A 14,209-nucleotide genomic window follows, 5' to 3' on the forward strand; every position below is an offset into this window, starting at 1 on the left:
ATGGCGCGGCTGGTGCAGGGCCGGCGCGTGCTGGTCACCGGCGCCGGCGGCACCATCGGCGGCGAGCTGGCGCGGCAGGTGGCGGCGCTCGGCCCGGCCCAGCTGGTGCTGCTCGACCATGGCGAGTTCGCCCTCTACGGCATCGACCTGGAGCTGGCGGAGAGCCACCCGGGCATCCCCCGCCGCGCCGTGCTGGCCGATGTGCGCGACGCCGCGCGCATCGCCCGGCTGATGCGGGAGGAACGGCCCGAGCTGGTGTTCCACGCCGCCGCGCTGAAGCATGTGCCGATGGTCGAGCGCGACCCGCTGGAGGGGCTGCTGACCAATGCGCAGGGCACCCGCATCATCGCCGACGCGGCGCGCGCCGTGGGCTGCCGCGCCATGGTGTTCATCAGCACCGACAAGGCGGTGAACCCGACCAGCGTCATGGGCGCCTCGAAGCGGCTGGCGGAGATGTATTGCCAGGCGCTGGACATGCAGGCCCGCCAGGGGAAGGGGGGCATGCGCTGCGTCACGGTGCGCTTCGGCAATGTGCTGGGCTCCACCGGCTCGGTGGTGCCGCTGTTCCGCCGGCAGCTGGAGCGCGGCGGGCCGCTCACCGTCACCCATCCCGACATGCGCCGCTACTTCATGACGGTGCGCGAGGCGGTGGGGCTGGTGTTGCAGGCCAGCGTGGTCGGCGTCGCCGATCCGCAGGGCCAGCCGCCGGAGCTGGAGGATGGCGGCATCTTCGTGCTCGACATGGGCAAGCCGGTGAAGATCGTCGACATGGCGCGCCGCATGATCCGCCTGGCCGGGCTGCGGCCGGACGAGGATGTCGAGATCCGCTTCACCGGCCTGCGCCCCGGCGAGAAACTGTTCGAGGAATTGTTCCACGGCCAGGAGCCGCCGCGGCCGACGCAGTTCCCCGGCCTGCTGGTGGCCACGCCGCGCACGACCGACGCGGTGCAGGTCGGGCAGGCGATCGACGCCATCGCCGCCGCCGCGCGCGACGGCCAGGCCGAGGCGGCGCTGGCGCAGCTCGACCGGCTGGTGCCGGAATTCGACCACAACCCGGAGGGGAAGACGTGACGCAGCACGCATCGGGGGTGGCAGGCCCGCCCCCGCGCAGGCGCCAGCGCCTGAAACCGGCGGCGGACCAGACCGGCCCCCGCCCGCGCCGCCCCGGCCGGGCCGGCGCCGCCCCCCGTCTCCCCGACCCCGATGCGACATTGCGCGGCCAGCTCCTGGCCCGGCTGAAGGCCCGCCAGGCGCGCATCGGCGTCATCGGCCTGGGCTATGCCGGGCTGCCGCTGGCGCTGCGCTTCGCCGAGCAGGGCTTCGCCGTCACCGGCTTCGACATCGACACCAGCAAGACCGAGGCCATCCGGGCCGGCCGCAGCCCGGTGCATGGCATCGAGGATGCGCGCATCGCCCGCGCCGGGATCGAGGCCGACAGCAGCCTGGCCCTGGCCGCCGATTGCGACGCGCTGGTGATCTGCGTGCCCACCCCGGTCGGGCCGCACAAGGAGCCGGATCTCGGCCCGGTGCGCGACAGTGTCGCTGCCCTCGCCCCCTATCTGCGGCGCGGCCATATCCTGGCCCTCGAAAGCACCACCTATCCCGGCACCACCGAGGATTTCCTGCTGCCGGCCCTGCTGGCGGCGGGGCTGACGCCGGGGCGCGACGCCTTCCTGCTCTACAGCCCCGAGCGCGAGGACCCCGGCAACCCCGAGGGCACGGTACACCGCGTGCCGAAGCTGCTGGCCGGCGCCACGCCGGAGTGCCTGGAGATCGGCATGGCGCTCTACGCGCCGGTGGCGGCGGGGCTGGTGCCGCTCTCCTCGCTGCGCGCGGCGGAGCTGGCCAAGCTGTATGAGAACGTCTTCCGCGCGGTGAATATCGGCCTGGTGAACGAGCTGAAGCGGATCAGCCACGCGCTCGCGCTCGATGTGCACGAGGTGATCGACGCCGCCGCCACCAAGCCCTTCGGCTTCATGCCCTTCCGCCCCGGCCCCGGCCTGGGCGGGCACTGCATCCCGGTGGACCCCTACTACCTCGCCTGGAAGGCGCGCGAGCTGGGCGTGCCGAGCGATTTCGTCGAACTCGCGGGCCGGGTGAACGACGCCATGCCGGGCTATGTGGTGGAGCGGCTGCGCGACGCGCTGGACGCGCGCGGCATCCCGCTGCGCGGGGCGCGCATCCTGCTGCTCGGCCTGGCCTACAAGAGCGGCGTGCCGGACACGCGGGAGAGCCCGGCGATCGAGATCTTCCGGCTGCTGGCGGCGCGCGGCGCCGCGCTCGCCTATCACGACCCGCTGGTGCCGCGCTTCCCCGCGACAAGGCGGCTGCAGGGCCGCGCGCCGGCGCTGGAGAGCCAGGCGCTCACCGAGGCGCTGCTGGCCGCGCAGGATGCGGTGCTGCTGGTGACGCCGCAGCCGGGCATGGATCTCGACCTGCTGCGCCGGCATGCGCGGCTGATCGTCGACACGCGCGGCGTCTATCGCGACGCGGCGGTGGAGGTGGCGGCGCCGCGGCCGGCGGCGGCCACGTTGCCCTTTGAAACGCGCGGTGATTTCCCAGAAGCGGCCGGTCCGGCCTATCACCCCGTCATTCAGGCCTGAGGCTATCCCGGGCCGCCGTGATTGACGGAGCGATCCGCGTATGACCGCCGACACCACCACCCGCCCCATCGGGCTGTTCGACATGAAGGCGCAGCAGGCGCTGATCCGCCCGGAGATCGACCGCCGCATCGCCGCCATCCTCGACAGCGGCGCCTTCATCAACGGTCCCGATGTGCGCGAGCTGGAAGAGAAGCTCGCCGAATTCGCCGGCTGCGCGCACGCCGTCGGCGTCTCCTCCGGCACGGATGCGCTGCAGATCGCGATGATGGCGGAGGGGATCGGCCGTGGCGACGCGGTGTTCCTGCCCGCCTTCACCTACACCGCGACGGCCGAGGTGCCGCTGGTGCTGGGCGCCACGCCGGTCTTCGTCGATGTGGCCGAGGACGGCTTCAACATCGACATCGAGGACCTGAAGCGCCGCATCGCGCTGGTGAAGGCGGAAGGCAGGCTGCGGCCGCGCGCCGTGGTCGGCGTCGACCTGTTCGGCCGCCCGGCCGACTGGCCGGCGATCCAGGCGATCTGCGCGGCGGAGGGCCTGTTCGCCCTCGACGACGCGGCGCAGGCCTTCGGTGGCGCGCTGCAGGGCCGGCGGCTGGGCAATTGGGGCGATGCCGCCGCGCTCAGCTTCTACCCCACCAAGACGCTGGGCTGCTATGGCGATGGCGGCGCCATCCTGACCAATGACGCCGACCGGGCCGAGCTGTACCGGTCCTTGCGCACGCATGGCGAGGGCAAGACCCGCTACGAGGTGGAGCGCACCGGCATGAATGGCCGGCTGGACACGATCCAGGCGGCGATCCTGCTGTGCAAGCTGCCGCTGCTGGAGCAGGAGCTGAAGGACCGCGCCCGGGTCGCGCGCCATTATGCCGCGCGTCTGTCCGGCCATGTCACCGTGCCGGGCGAGATGGCGGGGGCGGAGAGCGCCTGGGGCCTGTATTCCATCCTGCTGCCGGATGCCGAGACGCGCGGCCGGGTGCAGGCGGCGATGCAGGCGCGGGGCGTGCCCTCGGCGATCTACTATCCGAAGCCGCTGCACCGCCAGCCGGCCTATGCCGGCGCGCATGCCGAGGGGCTGCGCCAGGCGCCACCGCTGACGGTGTCGGAGGACATCTGCCAGCGCATCCTGTCGCTGCCGATGCACCCGTATCTGGACGAGGCGCAGCTGGACCGCGTGGCCGACGCCGTGCTGGCGGGGCTGTAAGGCTTCTGGGGTCGCGCGGTTCGGGCTTTTCGGCGATTCCGCCTCGAGCCATCGCGCGAACTGGCGGCGGGGTCCGGGGTGGCCCTGCCACCCCGGCGGGGTCCAGGGGCGGCGCCCCTGGCCTCATCCTTTCGGCCGGACGCTCCAGGTGAAATCCCGGCTTTCCCCTGGCTGCAACAGGGCGATGCCGGGCTTTTCCGCAAACTCCCCATCCCACCCGGCGGGGCTGGCAAAGCCGCACCAGGGTTCGATGCAGAGGAAGCCGGCGCCTTCGGGCTTCGACCAGAGGCCGAGATCGGGGTAGCCCTGCCAGCGCATCTCGATCTCCGGCTTGGCCTCCGAGACATAGCGCAGCTCCTGGCTGAGCAGCCCTGGCAGCACCAGCGCGTCCTTCTCGAACAGGGCCGGGGAGAGCGGCAACGTGTCGCCGCGCATGGGCAGCGCCTCCTCCCCCGCCAGCAGCCCGGCTTCCAGGCGGCGGGCGGGGCCGGGCTCGGCCTCGGCGAAGACCAGGCGGTGGCTTTCCTTCGCCCCGGCGCCGGGCAGCGGCCAGGCGAAGGCGGGGTGGGCGCCGAAGGCGAAGGGCAGCGTCACGCGGCCTGGATTGGCGACGGTCGCCTTCGCCACCAGCCAGCCGCCGGCCAGGGAGAAATCCAGCTCCAGGATGAAGGCGAAGGGGTAGAGGGCGCGGCTCTCGGCATCGTCCGACAGGCGCAGCCGGCAGCGATCGGCGTCCTGGGACAGCCAGGTGAAGCGGCGGTCGCGGGCGAAGCCGTGCTGGCCCATGCGGTATTCGCGCCCCTCATGCCGCAGCGTGTCGCCCGCCAGCTTCCCGACGATGGGAAACAGCCAGGGGGCGTGGCGCCGCCATTCCGGCCCGGCCTGCCACAGCCATTCCCGGCCCGCCGCGTCGCGCAGGCTGACCAGCTCCCCGCCGCGGGCCTGGATGGTGGCGGAGAGTCCGTCGCGCGCGATGCGGTGGCGGTCGGGGTTCATGCGGCCTTCTCCTCGGCGCGGCGCTGCTCATAGGTCTTGGCGTGCAGATAGGCGATGGCGTGCAGGCTGGGGTCCACCCCGGCCTCGCCGGCGGCCTGCAGCAGATGGCCCAGGATATGGTCGGCCTCGATCCGCCCGCCGGATTCGAGGTCGCGCAGCATGCTGGCGGTGTAGGTGCCGGCGGGGTCGGAGAGCAGCGCGCGGTATTCCTCGGCGAAGCCCGCCGGCACGGGGTGGCCGTGATGCGCGGCGATGGCCATGTTGCGCTCCAGCAGGGTCAGCAGGAAGGCGGTGCCGCCGGGGGCGCGGGCGATCTGCCCGGTGCTGCCGCGCAGCAGCACGGTCGCCGCCGCCACCGTGCCCAGATGCACCAGCTTGGCCCACATGGCGCCGCGGATGTCGGGCACCGCCTCGGCCAGGATGCCGCCCTGGCGGGCCAGCTCGGCGAAGCGGGTGACGCGGGGGGTCATGGTGCCATCGAGTTCGCCAAGGGTGAGATAGCGCCAGTCGGAGAGGTTGATGACCTCCCCCGCCGGGTTCAGCGTGGCGCGGATCTTCGCGAGGCCGCCCAGCACGGCGCCGGCGCCGAAGGCCTCGCGCAGGCGGTCGAGATGCGACAGCCCGTTCAGCACCGGCAGCACCGCCGTCTCCGGCCCGACCACCGGGCGCAGGCTGTCGATCGCCGCCTCCAGGTCATAGGCCTTGCAGCTCAGCAGCACGATGTCCCAGCCCGGGCGCAGCTCGGCGGCGGTCAGGGCGGTGACGGGGCGGCGCAGCTCGCCGGTGGCGGGGCAGCGCAGCACCAGGCCGCGCTCGCGCAGCTGCGCCTGGCGCTTCGGGCGGACCAGGAAGGCCAGCTCCGCCCCCGCCTCCAGCAGCCGCCCGCCGAAATAGCCGCCCAGCGCCCCCGCGCCCAGAACCAGGATTCGCATGCTCGCCCCTCGCCGCATCGTGCGGCCATCCTTGCCGGCAACGCCGGGCGGCACGCAACGTTACCGGGGCGGTGCCAGGGCGCCTGCGGTACCCGGCTGAGGCAAACGTGACCCGCCAACGCCGCAGAAGCGACACCGGGGCGCTTGCCGCCGCCGCCGCGGGTGCCAAGTTCCAGCCCTGATATCCCGCCCCCCGCCGGGCGCTTCACCCAGCAGGGATCGCGATGCCCGACCAGCCCGAATTGCCGCAGCGCGGCTCCTCCGCCCCCCTCGACAGCCGCGACCCGCAGCATGGCGAGGTGTTCCACATCGCCGTCGAGACGACGCGCATGCCGATGATCGTGGCCGATGCGCGGGCGCCGGACATGCCGATCGTCTTCGCCAACCACGCCTTCCTGCAGATGACCGGCTACACCCAGGACGAGATCGTCGGCACCAATTGCCGCTTCCTGCAGGGGCCGGAGACCGACCGCGCCAGCATCGACGCGGTGCGCCAGGCGCTGCGCGAGGAGCGCGAGATCGCCATCGAGATCCTGAACTACCGCAAGAACGGCTCGACCTTCTGGAACGCGCTGTTCATCTCGCCGGTCTACGACGATGACGGCCGGCTGCGGTATTTCTTCGGCTCGCAGCTCGATGTCAGCCGCCGGCGCGATGCCGAGGACGCGCTGCGCCAGGCGCAGAAGATGGAGGCGCTGGGCCAGCTCACCGGCGGCATCGCGCATGACTTCAACAACCTGCTGCAGGTGATGCTGGGCTATCTGGACCTGATGGGGCATGGGCTGACCCAGCCGCAGCTGGACCGCGCCCGGCTCACCCGCGGGGTCGAGAATGTGCGCGGCGCCGTCGGCCGCGCCACCACCCTGACCCAGCAGCTGCTGGCCTTCGCCCGCAAGCAGCGGCTGGAGGGTCGCACCCTCAACCTGAACAACCTGCTCGACGGCGTGCGCGACATGGCCCACCACACGCTGGGCGAGGCCATCACCCTGGAGCTTCGCCCGGCGCCGGGGCTGTGGAATTGCCGCATCGACCCGACCCAGGCCGAGGTCGCGCTGCTGAACCTGCTGATCAATGCGCGCGACGCCATGCCGGCCCAGCACGCCGGGCATGTGCGCATCGCCACCCGCAACGAGACGCTGGACCAGGAACAGGCCAGCCGCTTCGGCGAGCTGATGCCGGGCGGCTATGTCGCGCTCGAGATCCACGACAATGGCGGCGGCATTCCGGGCGAGATCCTCTCCCGCGTCATGGACCCGTTCTTCACCACCAAGGAGGAGGGGCGCGGCACCGGGCTCGGCCTGTCCATGGTCTATGGTTTCGCGCGGCAATCCGGCGGCACGCTGCGCATCGCCTCGCGCGAGGGGGAGGGCACCACCGTCACCCTGTATTTCCCGGCGCTGGGCGAGGAGGACCGCCCCGTGCAGCCGCGCGCGCTGCGCGTCATGGACCGCCCCGGCACCGAGACCATCCTGGTGGTCGATGACCGCCCCGACGTCGCCGAGCTGGCGCGCGAGATCCTGCAGGATTTCGGCTACCGCATCCTGGTCGCGCACAATGGCCCGGCGGCGCTGGAGCTGCTGGACGGCGCCGGGCCGGTCGACCTGCTGTTCTCCGACCTGATCATGCCCGGCGGCATGAACGGCGCCATGCTGGCGCGCGAGGCCCGCCGCCGCCGGCCACGGCTGAAGGTGCTGCTGACCACCGGCTATGCCGAGGCCTCGCTGGAACGCAGCACCGCCGGCGGCGCCGAATTCGAGATCATCGGCAAGCCCTATGGCCGGCTGGAACTCAGCCGCAAGATCCGCCTCATCCTCGACGGCCCCACCGGCGTCGGTTAGTTTTTTCGGGCTGCCGCCGTCGGGTTGGGAGGCGGGACGCTGCACTCGGGCGGAGGGGCGGTGTGGGGCGGGGCCGTCGGCACCGCGCCGCGGGCCGGTCAGCCGGACGGGGTCGCGGCGATCAGCCGGCGGATGCGCTCGGCATCGGCGGGCGTGGCCGGGTTGTAGACGATCATGCCCAGCTCCGGCCGTCCCTCCACGGCGAAGGCGGAGAATTCCAGCGCCAGCAGCCCGGCCTCCGGATGGCGGATGCGCTTCAGCCCCTCGCCGGCCGCCACCACCTCATGATCCTGCCACAGCGCGGCGAATTCGGCGCTGCGCTGCGACAGCTCCTCGACCAGCCGCGCCGCCTCGGCGCTGGCGCCGGGGCCGGCGCGCGCCACATCGGCGCGGAAGGCGCCGACGACGAAGCGCGCGACGCTCTCCCAATCCGCCTGCTTGGCCCGCACCCGGTCATGGGCGAACATCAGCCGCAGCACGTTGCGCTGCTCGCGCGGCAGCAGGGCGTAGTCGGTCAGCAGCGCGGCGGCGGCGCGGTTCCAGGCCAGCACGTCCCAGAGCGGCGTCTTGATGATCGCCGGGCTCCATTCCAGCGCGTCCAGCAGCCGCTGCAGGCGCGGGGAGACACCCTCCGCCGGCCGGTAGCGCGGCTCCGGCGGGCGGCCGAGGCCCAGCATGAACAGGTGCTCGCGCTCCGGCTCGGTCAGCATCAGGCCGCGGGCGATGCGGTCCAGCACATCGGCCGAGGGCGCGCCGCCGCGCCCCTGCTCCAGCCAGGTGTACCAGCCGGGGCTGATATGGGCGCGCTGGGCCACCTCCTCCCGCCGCAGGCCGGGGGTGCGGCGGCGCGTGGTGGAAAAGCCCAGCGCCGCAGGGTCCAGCCGCCGCCGCCGGTCCCGCAGATACTGCCCGAGGCGGTTGTCCGGATCCATGCGCCCCCCTCCTGCCGGTGAGTCATTATCATAGGATAAGGTCACGGCTTTAACAGCCTTGGGCCCGCGCGTAGCCCTGCCGCCGATGCAAGGAAGGTTCAGCAGCATGCGCGTTTTCCTGACCGGCGCGACCGGCTTCGTCGGCTCGCACATCCTCCCCGAGCTGCTGGCGGCCGGGCACCAGGTGCTGGGGCTGACCCGCTCCGATGCCGGGGCGGCGGCGCTGGCGGCGGCGGGGGCAGAGGCGTGGTTCGGCGATATCGACGACACGGACGGGCTGCGGCGCGCCGCCACCGCCTGCGATGCCGTCATCCACACCGCCTTCGACCACGATTTCACCCGCTATGCCGAGAATTGCCGGCGCGACGCCCTGGCCATCGCGGCGCTGGGCGCGGCGCTGGAGGGGTCGGACCGGCCCCTGCTGATCACCTCGGCCACGCCGATGGGCGCCGGCGCCCCCGGCCAGCCGGCCCTGGAAGAGAATTTCGACGCGGGGCACCCCCTGCCGCGCATCGCCTCCGAAGTGGCGGGGCAGGCGCTGCTGGCGCGCGGCGTCAACCTGTCGGTGGTGCGGCTGTCGCAGATCCATGACCGGCGGAAGCAGGGGCTGGTGAGCGAGATGATCGCGCTGGCCCGGCGCAGCGGTGTCTCGGCGATGCTGGGCGAGGGGCTGAACCCCTGGTCGGCGGCGCATGTCTCGGACACGGCGCGGCTGTACCGGCTGGCGCTGGAGAAGGGCGAGGCCGGGGCGCGCTACCACGCCACCACGGAGGGGGCGATCCCGTTCCGCGACATCGCCCGCGCGGTCGGGGCGCGGCTCGGCCTGCCGGTGGTCTCGCTGGAGGGCGCCGAGGCGGCGGCGCATTTCGGCTGGCTGATGGCCTTCGCCGGCAAGGATCTCTCCGCCTCCAGCGCGCGCACCCGGGCGCTGCTGGGCTGGCGGCCGGAGGGGCCCGGCCTGCTGACGGACCTCGCGGCGCTGGAACTGGCCGGGGCGTGACGGCGGGCCGCAGGCCGCCCCGGCCTGCGGCCCGCCGAGGCGGAAGCATCCCGCCGGAGTGCCGCGTCCCGCCTCGCAACGGGACGGCGGCAGCCCGAAAGAAAAAGCTGCCGCGCCCCACCTCACAGCGAGACGGCGGCAGCCCGAAAAGAGTCCCGCCTGGAAACGGGACGGCGGCAGCCCGAAAGAAAAGCGGCAGCCTGAAAATTATACGCGGTTGGTGATGAGGTCCTGGACGACGGTGGGGTCGGCCAGGGTCGAGGTGTCGCCCAGGCTGTCGGTCTCGTTGGCGGCGATCTTGCGCAGGATGCGGCGCATGATCTTGCCCGAGCGGGTCTTGGGCAGGCCGGGCGCCCACTGGATGGCGTCCGGCGAGGCGATCGGGCCGATCTCCTTGCGCACCCAGGCCACCAGTTCTTTTTTCAGCGCGTCGGTCGGCTCCTCGCCGGTCTTGAGGGTGACGTAGCAGTAGATGCCCTGGCCCTTCAGCTCATGCGGCATGCCGACCACGGCGGCCTCGGCCACCTTGGGGTGGGCGACGAGGGCGCTCTCGATCTCCGCCGTGCCCATGCGGTGGCCGGAGACGTTCAGCACGTCATCGACCCGGCCGGTGATCCAGTAATAGCCATCCTCGTCCCGCCGGGCGCCGTCGCCGGAAAAGTACTTGCCCGGAAACGTCGAGAAATAGGTCTGGATGAAACGCTCATGGTCCTTGTAGACGGTGCGCATCTGGCCCGGCCAGGAATCCAGGATGACCAGGTTGCCCTCGGTCGCGCCCTCCAGGATCTGCCCCTCATTGTCGACCAGCGCCGGCTGCACGCCGGGCAGCGGCAGGGTGGCGGAGCCGGGCTTCTGCGCCACGGCGCCGGGCAGCGGCGAGATCAGGATGCCGCCGGTCTCGGTCTGCCACCAGGTGTCGACCACCGGGCAGCGCTCATCGCCGACGACGCGGTAGTACCACATCCAGGCTTCCGGGTTGATCGGCTCGCCGACGCTGCCGAGCACGCGCAGCGACTGGCGCGACCATTTCTTCACCGGCGCCTCGCCCTCCCGCATCAGCGAGCGGATGGCGGTCGGCGCGGTGTAGAAGATGTTGACCTGGTGCTTGTCCACCACCTGCCAGCAGCGGTCGATGCCGGGCCAGTTCGGCACGCCCTCGAACATCAGCGTGGTCGCGCCATTCGCCAGCGGGCCATAGACGATATAGGTGTGGCCGGTGACCCAGCCGACATCGGCGGTGCACCAATAGATCTCGCCCGGGCGGTAGTCGAAGACCAGCTCATGCGTGAAGCTGGCCCAGACCATGTAGCCGCCGGTGGTGTGCAGCACGCCCTTGGGCTTGCCCGTCGAGCCCGAGGTGTAGAGGATGAAGAGCGGGTCCTCGGCGTTCATCGGCTCCGGCGCGCAGTCGGGCGCGGCGGCCTCGGTGAGCTCGTGGTACCAGTGGTCGCGGCCTTCCTGCATCGGCACGTCGCCGCCGGTGTTCTTCACGACGATGACGTGCCGCACCGTCGGGCAGGTCTTCAGCGCCTCGTCCGCATTGGTCTTCAGCGGCACCTTGCGGCCGCCGCGGCGGCCCTCATCGGCGGTGATCAGCAGCACGCTGTCGCAATCCTGCACGCGGCTGGCCAGGCTGTCCGGGCTGAAGCCGCCGAAGACGATGGAATGCACCGCGCCGATGCGGGCGCAGGCCAGCATCGCCACCGCCGCCTCGACGATCATCGGCAGGTAGAGGCTGACGCGGTCGCCCTTCTTCACCCCCAGCGCCTTCATGGCGTTGGCCAGGCGGCAGACCCGCTCATGCAGGTCGCGATAGGTGACCTTGGCGTCGCTGTTCGGGTCGTCGCCCTCCCAGATGATGGCGGTCTGCTCGCCGCGCTCGGCCAGGTGGCGGTCGAGGCAGGAGACGGAGGCGTTCAGCACGCCGTCCTCGAACCACTTGATCGAGACGTCGCCCTCGAAGCTGGTGTTCTTGATCCTGGTCGGCGGGGTCATCCAGGCGATGCGCTTCGCCTCCTCGCGCCAGAAGGCGTCGGGGTCGCGCAGCGCCTCGGCGGTCATGCTGCGGTGGCGGGCGGCATCCACCCGGGCGCCCTCCGCCAGCTCGGGCTTCACCGCGATCAGCGCGTCATCCGGCATCGTTCATTCCTCCCCGCGATGGCATCCGCCGGTTGAGGCGGTGCAGCATGTTCCGACCTATTGGGACAATTCGCCTTGATCCGCGTCAAGAGCGGCGAGGGGAGCGGCGGTCCGCCTCGCGCTTTTCCAGACGCGGAAAGCCAAGAGGTTCTTTTTTTGAAAAAAAGAACCAAAAAACTTTTGTCCGTTTAGCGTCCCGCCGTGACGGGAGACGGCGGCAGTCTGAAAAAGTCTTTTTGCTTCTTTTTCTTCAGAAAAAGAAGATTTATTCTGGAACCAATCTCATGCCCCGGCGTCGGCCGGCACCCAGACCTGCCCGGCCGCGTCGATGCGCACCGGCACCGCCTCCAGCGAATCGCCGGCGCAGGGGCCGGAGGTGCAGAACCCGTCCTCGATGCGGAAATGCGCCCCATGCACGGCGCAGACGATCTGCCGCCCTGGCCCGTCCAGGAAGCGGTCGGGCACGATCTCCAGCGGCACGCCGACATGCGGGCAGGAATTGACGTAGACATGCACCGCCTCGCCGCGCCGCACCGCGAACAGGCCGATGAAGCTGCCCGGCGTGCCGGCGAAGCCGCGCGAGCCGCCCTCGGGGATGTCGTCGCGGTGGCACAGCCTCCGTTCATCGCTCATGCGGCAGAATCCTGTCCGGCGCCGCCCTGCTTCCGCCGCGCCATGCCTGTGGAATGCACCCCGCATCGCCCGAAGGGACCCCCGCATGCAAGACCTCTCCTCCCCCCGGCCGCGCCGCTGGACGACCGGCCTGCTGCTGCTGGCCGCGCTGCTCGCGGCCTCCCCCGCCCTGGCCCAGGCCAAGCGGGACTACGATGCCAGCGGCCGCTATCTGGGCCGGACGGAGCAGAGCGGGCGGCACTACGATTCCTCCGGCCGCTACCAGGGCCGGACGGAGGGCAGTGGCCGCTCCTACGATGCCTCGGGCCGCTACACCGGGCGGATGGACGCGGATGGCAGGCGCTACGATTCCTCCGGCCGCTACCAGGGCCGGACGGAGGGCAATGGCCGCTCCTACGATGCCTCGGGCCGCTACACCGGGCGGGTGGACGCGGATGGCAGGCGCTACGATTCCTCCGGCCGCTATCTCGGGCGGGAAGATCGGCGCTGACGGTGGCCGGTTAACGATTTGCCCATCCCTGGCCGCCAGCATGGTGCCGGTGCCGGCCAGCGATCTGGACCGGCGGTGAGGAGGGGCGCGGATGCGGCTTCGGGCGGCCCTGTCGGGGCTGGGGATGCTGGGCCTGCTGGCGGGCGCCGCGCAGGCGCAGATCATGCCGCAATACGACGCCTATGGCCGCTATCTGGGCCGCACCGAGCAGCAGGGCGGCACGCAGTGGCATTTCGACTCCTATGGCCGCTACGAGGGCTCGTCCGAGCGTTCGAGCGGCGGTCGCGTGCTGCGCCATTACGATGCCGATGGTCGCTATCTGGGGCGGGAGGAAATCCCGCGCGACCCGCGGCAGCGGCCGCCTTACCCGCCCCCCTATCCGCCGCCTTACCCGCCACCCTACCGGCCGCCGGGGGTACAGCTCTATATCGATCCGGGCCAGCTGCTGACGCAGCCGCCGCCTTTCATGAACGAGCCGCCGCCGCGCCACAACACGCCCTGGTTCAACGATCGCGGGCGCCGCAACTGAGCCACGGCCGGGACACCGCCCCGGCCGCGCCCGCTCAGCCCGCGAAGCCGCCCATGCGGCAGAGCAGCGCCCAATGCTCGTCGGAGACCGGCATCACCGACAGGCGCGACTGCCGGATCAGCCCGATCCCGGCCAGTTCCGGCACGGTCTTGATCTCGGCCAGCGTCACCGGGCGCGGCATCGGCCCCACCGCGCGCATGTCGACGCAGGCCCAGCGGCCGCTCTCCTCGGTCGGATCGGGATAGGCCTCGCGCGCCACCTCGACCACGCCGACGATCTCCTTCCCCACATTCGAGTGGTAGAAGAAGGCGCGGTCGCCCAGCCGCATGGCGCGCAGGTTCTTCGCCGCCTGGGCGTTGCGCACGCCGGTCCAGGGCTCGACCCCGTTCTCCACCTGCTGCTGCCAGGAGAAGGCGTCGGGCTCGCTCTTGACCAGCCAGTAGGCCATGCGCGCGCCCCTCAGCCGACGCGCTGGCCGCCGGCATAGACCTGGCGGAAGGGCCGCACCGTGACCTTGGCGAACAGCCCGGCCTTGGCGTAGGGGTCCTCGGCGGCGAAGGCCTCGGCCGCCGCCTGGTCGGCGACATCGACCAGCAGCACGCTGCCGCAGGGCTTGCCCTCGGCGTCCAGCACCGGCCCGGCCTGCACCAGCGCCTCGACCTTGCTGTCGAGATATTCGAGATGCGTGGGCCGCGTGGCCAGGCGCAGCTCCAGCGCGGCGGGCTTGTCCTCGCAGAGAATGGCGAACAGCATCGGCTTTCCTCTATCTGACGGGGCCGCGGCGGCGCCGGGGCTGTGTCATGACGTAACCGCGTGCGGCGATGGCTTCAATCCGGCGCCGCAAGCCCCTAGTTTGCGCGGCGTGAGCACCCCGTCCCGCCCCGGCCCCGCCAGCCGCCCCCCCGCCCCCGCCGCC

General features: G+C 71.9%; 14 protein-coding genes. 7 read left to right on the forward strand and 7 right to left on the reverse strand.

From position 1 onward, the window contains the following. The 3 genes from HMPREF0731_RS13835 to HMPREF0731_RS13845 all read left to right on the forward strand — a co-directional run. Positions 1–1,071: UDP-N-acetylglucosamine 4,6-dehydratase family protein (locus HMPREF0731_RS13835; RefSeq protein ID WP_007004772.1), on the forward strand; the 1,071-nt coding region annotated here is incomplete at its 5' end. Positions 1,072–1,211: 140 nt separating this feature from the next. Continuing rightward, complete coding sequence (locus tag HMPREF0731_RS13840) at positions 1,212–2,603, forward strand: nucleotide sugar dehydrogenase (protein ID WP_007004773.1); 1,392 nt, start codon at positions 1,212–1,214, stop codon at positions 2,601–2,603. Between the two features lie 40 nt (positions 2,604–2,643). Continuing rightward, entirely contained in the window at positions 2,644–3,804 is a 1,161-nt protein-coding gene (locus tag HMPREF0731_RS13845; RefSeq protein WP_007004774.1) for a DegT/DnrJ/EryC1/StrS family aminotransferase, read from the forward strand. A 123-nt stretch (positions 3,805–3,927) separates the two neighbouring features. Here HMPREF0731_RS13845 and HMPREF0731_RS13850 read toward each other — a convergent pair whose 3' ends face one another. Further along, on the reverse strand, positions 3,928–4,800 hold the full coding sequence (locus HMPREF0731_RS13850) for an aldose 1-epimerase family protein (RefSeq protein WP_007004775.1): 873 nt from the start codon (positions 4,798–4,800) through the stop codon (positions 3,928–3,930). Continuing rightward, positions 4,797–5,732: a ketopantoate reductase family protein gene (locus HMPREF0731_RS13855; protein ID WP_040613351.1), complete on the reverse strand. Its 936-nt coding sequence runs from the start codon at positions 5,730–5,732 to the stop codon at positions 4,797–4,799. Before HMPREF0731_RS13855 ends, HMPREF0731_RS13850 begins: the two co-directional genes overlap by 4 nt. A 224-nt stretch (positions 5,733–5,956) precedes the next feature. On the opposite strand from HMPREF0731_RS13855, the gene HMPREF0731_RS13860 reads away from it, so the two are divergent. Then, on the forward strand, positions 5,957–7,570 hold the full coding sequence (locus HMPREF0731_RS13860; protein WP_007004777.1) for a histidine kinase famiy protein: 1,614 nt from the start codon (positions 5,957–5,959) through the stop codon (positions 7,568–7,570). Positions 7,571–7,668: 98 nt separating this feature from the next. On the opposite strand, the gene HMPREF0731_RS13865 is transcribed toward HMPREF0731_RS13860, so the two are convergent. Next, entirely contained in the window at positions 7,669–8,502 is an 834-nt protein-coding gene (locus HMPREF0731_RS13865) for a helix-turn-helix transcriptional regulator (RefSeq protein WP_007004778.1), read from the reverse strand. Between the two features lie 106 nt (positions 8,503–8,608). Between HMPREF0731_RS13865 and HMPREF0731_RS13870 the strand changes: the two genes are divergently transcribed. After that, positions 8,609–9,502 (forward strand): SDR family oxidoreductase, encoded by an 894-nt coding sequence (locus tag HMPREF0731_RS13870; protein WP_040613353.1) that lies wholly within the window; start codon positions 8,609–8,611, stop codon positions 9,500–9,502. A gap of 207 nt (positions 9,503–9,709) precedes the next feature. Here the strand turns inward: HMPREF0731_RS13870 and acs are convergent, their stop codons facing one another. After that, the gene (acs, locus tag HMPREF0731_RS13875; RefSeq protein ID WP_007004780.1) at positions 9,710–11,641 is read right to left on the reverse strand and encodes an acetate--CoA ligase; all 1,932 of its coding nucleotides are present in this window, start codon (positions 11,639–11,641) and stop codon (positions 9,710–9,712) included. 282 nt (positions 11,642–11,923) lie between these two features. Then, positions 11,924–12,274, reverse strand: a complete 351-nt coding sequence (locus HMPREF0731_RS13880) for a Rieske (2Fe-2S) protein (protein ID WP_007004782.1) — start codon at positions 12,272–12,274, stop codon at positions 11,924–11,926. An 85-nt stretch (positions 12,275–12,359) separates the two neighbouring features. Between HMPREF0731_RS13880 and HMPREF0731_RS13885 the strand changes: the two genes are divergently transcribed. Further along, on the forward strand, positions 12,360–12,764 hold the full coding sequence (locus HMPREF0731_RS13885) for a hypothetical protein (RefSeq protein WP_007004783.1): 405 nt from the start codon (positions 12,360–12,362) through the stop codon (positions 12,762–12,764). A gap of 91 nt (positions 12,765–12,855) precedes the next feature. Beyond that, complete coding sequence (locus HMPREF0731_RS25950) at positions 12,856–13,293, forward strand: hypothetical protein (protein WP_007004784.1); 438 nt, start codon at positions 12,856–12,858, stop codon at positions 13,291–13,293. A 34-nt stretch (positions 13,294–13,327) separates the two neighbouring features. Here the strand turns inward: HMPREF0731_RS25950 and HMPREF0731_RS13900 are convergent, their stop codons facing one another. Together HMPREF0731_RS13900 and HMPREF0731_RS13905 are read right to left on the reverse strand one after the other, a co-directional pair. Further along, on the reverse strand, positions 13,328–13,741 hold the full coding sequence (locus HMPREF0731_RS13900; protein ID WP_007004785.1) for an EVE domain-containing protein: 414 nt from the start codon (positions 13,739–13,741) through the stop codon (positions 13,328–13,330). Positions 13,742–13,752: 11 nt separating this feature from the next. Then, entirely contained in the window at positions 13,753–14,046 is a 294-nt protein-coding gene (locus HMPREF0731_RS13905) for a YciI family protein (protein WP_007004786.1), read from the reverse strand. Between the last annotated feature and the right edge of the window lie 163 nt (positions 14,047–14,209).

It is taken from the genome of Pseudoroseomonas cervicalis ATCC 49957 (genome assembly GCF_000164635.1).
GTDB classification, from domain to species: domain Bacteria; phylum Pseudomonadota; class Alphaproteobacteria; order Acetobacterales; family Acetobacteraceae; genus Pseudoroseomonas; species Pseudoroseomonas cervicalis.

Bases quoted from the DNA above. Each gene is read 5' to 3' on its own strand.
- HMPREF0731_RS13865 (WP_007004778.1), bottom strand. From the start codon at position 8,502: ATGGATCCGGACAACCGCCTCGGGCAGTATCTGCGGGACCGGCGGCGG.
- HMPREF0731_RS13870 (WP_040613353.1), top strand. From the start codon at position 8,609: ATGCGCGTTTTCCTGACCGGCGCGACCGGCTTCGTCGGCTCGCACATC.
- HMPREF0731_RS13855 (WP_040613351.1), bottom strand. From the start codon at position 5,732: ATGCGAATCCTGGTTCTGGGCGCGGGGGCGCTGGGCGGCTATTTCGGC.
- HMPREF0731_RS13880 (WP_007004782.1), bottom strand. From the start codon at position 12,274: ATGAGCGATGAACGGAGGCTGTGCCACCGCGACGACATCCCCGAGGGC.
- HMPREF0731_RS13845 (WP_007004774.1), top strand. From the start codon at position 2,644: ATGACCGCCGACACCACCACCCGCCCCATCGGGCTGTTCGACATGAAG.
- acs (WP_007004780.1), bottom strand. From the start codon at position 11,641: ATGCCGGATGACGCGCTGATCGCGGTGAAGCCCGAGCTGGCGGAGGGC.
- HMPREF0731_RS25950 (WP_007004784.1), top strand. From the start codon at position 12,856: ATGCGGCTTCGGGCGGCCCTGTCGGGGCTGGGGATGCTGGGCCTGCTG.
- HMPREF0731_RS13885 (WP_007004783.1), top strand. From the start codon at position 12,360: ATGCAAGACCTCTCCTCCCCCCGGCCGCGCCGCTGGACGACCGGCCTG.
- HMPREF0731_RS13850 (WP_007004775.1), bottom strand. From the start codon at position 4,800: ATGAACCCCGACCGCCACCGCATCGCGCGCGACGGACTCTCCGCCACC.
- HMPREF0731_RS13900 (WP_007004785.1), bottom strand. From the start codon at position 13,741: ATGGCCTACTGGCTGGTCAAGAGCGAGCCCGACGCCTTCTCCTGGCAG.
- HMPREF0731_RS13860 (WP_007004777.1), top strand. From the start codon at position 5,957: ATGCCCGACCAGCCCGAATTGCCGCAGCGCGGCTCCTCCGCCCCCCTC.
- HMPREF0731_RS13905 (WP_007004786.1), bottom strand. From the start codon at position 14,046: ATGCTGTTCGCCATTCTCTGCGAGGACAAGCCCGCCGCGCTGGAGCTG.